The 3738-nt window shown below is 46.4% G+C and carries 4 protein-coding genes; all 4 read left to right on the forward strand.

What is annotated here, in order from left to right:
• Positions 1-166, forward strand: a 166-nt coding sequence (locus ACWVCM_RS04530; protein WP_455200530.1) for a hypothetical protein, incomplete at its 5' end; no start/stop codon positions are given.
• A complete protein-coding gene (mrdA, locus tag ACWVCM_RS04535; RefSeq protein ID WP_455200527.1) occupies positions 120-1763 on the forward strand; it encodes a penicillin-binding protein 2 in 1644 nt (547 codons plus the stop codon). The genes ACWVCM_RS04530 and mrdA, both read left to right, overlap by 47 nt.
• Positions 1760-2887 (forward strand): rod shape-determining protein RodA, encoded by a 1128-nt coding sequence (gene rodA, locus ACWVCM_RS04540; RefSeq protein ID WP_455200528.1) that lies wholly within the window; start codon positions 1760-1762, stop codon positions 2885-2887. Before mrdA ends, rodA begins: the two co-directional genes overlap by 4 nt.
• 50 nt (positions 2888-2937) lie before the next feature.
• A partial coding sequence (gene mltB, locus ACWVCM_RS04545) for a lytic murein transglycosylase B (protein WP_455200529.1) occupies positions 2938-3738 on the forward strand: 801 nt, incomplete at its 3' end.

Below are 3738 nucleotides of genomic sequence, written 5' to 3' on the forward strand. Positions count from 1 at the left end.
CTATGATCGAAACGGCGTATTGCTCGCCGAGAACCTGCCAGCGTACAACCTGGAATTAACACCAGAGCGCGTTAAAAACATAGACGCAATTGTTGCGTCTATGTTTTTAACGCGCTCTGGTGTTAATTCCAGCGTACAACCTGGAATTAACACCAGAGCGCGTTAAAAACATAGACGCAACAATTGCGTCCCTGGGTGAAATCATTGAAATTACCGAAGCCGATATCGAACGCTTTAAAGAACAACTCGGACCCTACAATCGTTTTAAACCTATCCCCCTGCGTACCCGTTTAAGTGATGAAGAAGTCGCACGTATCGCGGTCAATCGCTATCGCTTTCCCGGTGTTGATATTGCAGCCGGCTTAATTAGACACTACCCACAGCAAGGATTGATGTCGCACGCTATTGGTTACGTGGGTCGTATTAATGAAAGAGAAATGGAGCGTATCGACAAAACCGAATACGAAGGCACAAACTACATTGGTAAAACGGGTGTTGAACATTTCTATGAGAAAGTCTTACACGGTATCCCCGGGGTGGCGCAAATTGAAACCAATGCACAGGGACGCGCGTTACGTACCTTCGAGCAGGTACCACAGGAACCTGGCATCAATTTACATCTCACTATTGACTCGACATTACAAAAAGTTGCGGAACAGGCATTAGGGGAAGAAAGCGGCTCGGTAATTGCCATCGATCCCAACACCGGTGACGTACTGGCTTTTGTCAGTGCGCCAGTATTTGATCCCAATCTCTTTGTTCTGGGAATCGACCACAAAACCTATAACGCACTGCGCAACGATAAGTTAAAACCATTATTTAACCGTGCATTGCGCGGTCAATACCCACCTGGCTCTACCGTTAAACCATTTTACGGATTAGCAGGCGTGGAAACCGACACCAAAGAGGCAGAAGAGCAAATCACCTGCCGGGGCTGGTATCGATTACCTGGAAAAAAACATAAGTACCGTGACTGGAAAAAAACCGGGCACGGAAAAATGGATATGCACCATGCCATTGTACAATCGTGTGATGTGTATTTTTATGACCTGGCCGTTAGTATGGGGATTGATAAATTATCCGGCTTCATGATGCCATTTGGCTTTAATGACGCAACCGGCGTGGATATTACCGGGGAACTGGGTGGCATCATGCCTACCACAAGGTGGAAAAAAAGAGCCCGGAAAGAACAATGGTATACGGGTGATACCGTAAGCGCGGGTATAGGACAGGGTTATGTCCTGGCAACACCATTGCAGCTGGCAAGCGCAACAGCAACACTGTCGATGAGAGGTAAACGTATGCGCCCACGCGTGGTCAGCGCCCTGGAAAATCCCAACACCAAAGAAGTTCAGCAGCTACCGCCCATACCAGACGCGCCGGTCGATATTGTTGACTCGGAAAACTGGGATAAAGTCATTAATGCTATGCAGGATGTAGCACATCACTGGCGCGGAACCGCCTATCGCATCGGTAAAGACGCCAAGTATAAAATTGGTGGTAAAACTGGAACCGCGCAAGTATTCAGCGTAGCGCAGGATGAAGAATACAAGGAACATGAAATACCCAGGGAATTAAAAGATCACGCATTGTTTATCGCGTTTGCCCCGGTCGAAAATCCAAAGATTGCCGTATCAGTCATTGTCGAACATGGCGGGCATGGTGGTTCAACCGCCGCACCAATCGCAAGAAAAGTAATGGATCATTACTTGCTTCCTATGCTGGAACAGCTGCAGTCTGAAAAGGAAAAAGAACCATCATGAGTTTACTTAACATTAACGTAAATGAATTCGGTGAACGCCGGCAAGGACTGGCGGAGTCTCTACACCTGGACCTTCCTTTATTAATGGGATTAATTGCGCTGGCAATCACCAGCCTGTTTATCCTGTATAGCGCAAGTGGCCAGGACATGGGAATGATCTGGAAACAGTTAACACGTTTTGTATTGGCTTTCATATTCATGTTTGCCCTGGCGCAGGTGAATTCGAACACCCTGAAGCACTGGACACCTTATATCTATGCAATCGGCGTTGTCTTACTGGTTGCCGTGTTAATTGCGGGACAAATCGGTAAAGGCGCACAGCGCTGGCTGGATTTTGGTTTGTTTCGCTTTCAGCCGTCTGAAATTATGAAACTCGCAGTGCCATTGATGGTTGCCTGGTACCTGTCTGAATATCCCCTGCCACCGGATGGTAAAAGAGTGCTCATTGCCTTCATGATTATTTCTATTCCATTCATCCTGATTGTTAAACAACCGGACTTAGGCACCTCATTATTAGTCGCAGGCGCGGGTTTCTTTGCCTTACTGTTCGCCGGCCTGTCCTGGAAAATACTCGCCGTACTGGGAGTAATGGGCGCGGCATCGGCACCCATCGCATGGTCGTTAATGCATGATTACCAACGGCAGCGTGTACTAACACTTCTTGATCCGGAAAAAGATCCCCTGGGATCCGGTTATCACATTATTCAATCCAAAATCGCCATTGGCTCCGGTGGTTTATATGGCAAAGGATGGTTAAACGGCACGCAATCTCAGCTGGACTTTTTACCCGAACGATCAACTGACTTTATTTTTGCTGCCTATGCCGAAGAATTTGGCTTTATAGGCATCCTGGTTCTGCTGGCTATTTATTTGTTTATTTTGGTACGTGGTTTGTTGATCGCCGTTCAGGCGCAAGACACGTTTACTCGTTTATTAGCCGGCAGTTTAATCATGACGTTTTTCATTTATGTTTTTGTGAATATAGGCATGGTCACCGGTTTACTACCTGTGGTAGGTTTACCCTTACCACTGGTAAGTTATGGTGGTACGTCGGTAGTGACCTTAATGGCAGGTTTCGGTATTCTGATGTCAATTCATACCCATCGCAAATTATTACCCAGGTAGATCATATGCAAATCAAATTGGTAAAAACTGTAACCACTTGGATGCTAGTAATGGGATGCTTGCTAGCACCGATAGTTAACGCCGATGTCACACAGCGAGCAGATATCAACGAGTTCATCGACCAAATGGTCAAAAAACATGACTTCGATCGGGATTATTTAGTGAAGGCTTTTAAAAAAGTCAAAACCAATCCCAAAATCATTGAATACATTACTCGACCCGCAGAAGCCAAGCCCTGGTACCAGTACCGGCCTATTTTTCTTAAAGAGGACCGCATCAGAGGCGGCGTAAAATTCTGGCGCCAAAACGCCAAGCATTTGCAGCGCGCTTATGAAGTATATGGTGTAGATCCTGAAATTATCGTAGCCATCATTGGCGTAGAAACCAAGTATGGCAAATACAAAGGAAAGTTCCCGGTAATGAACGCCCTCACTACGCTTGGCTTTGACTACCCAAAACGCTCAAAATTTTTTAAAAAAGAACTGGAAGAATTTTTATTGTTAGCGCGCGAAGAAAAAGCTGATCCCATGAGCATCAAGGGATCCTATGCCGGCGCAATGGGTAAACCACAGTTTATTTCCAGCAGCTACCGACGCTACGCGGTAGATTTCGATGGCGACGGAAAGCGTGACATCCTGAATAGCACGGTCGACGCCATCGGCAGTGTGGCCAACTATTTTGCCCAGCACAAATGGTTTAAAGATGAACCTGTAGCCACTCCCGCAAAAGTTGATGGTAAAGCCTTTAAGAAGATCGTTAAAAAAGGCATTAAACCGGAAACACCGCTAAAAGACGTGCTGGATAACGGCGTCTCCATTGATCAAAAACAATCACCTTCCCTGGAGTCCGCA

This window comes from Kaarinaea lacus (genome assembly GCF_975902315.1).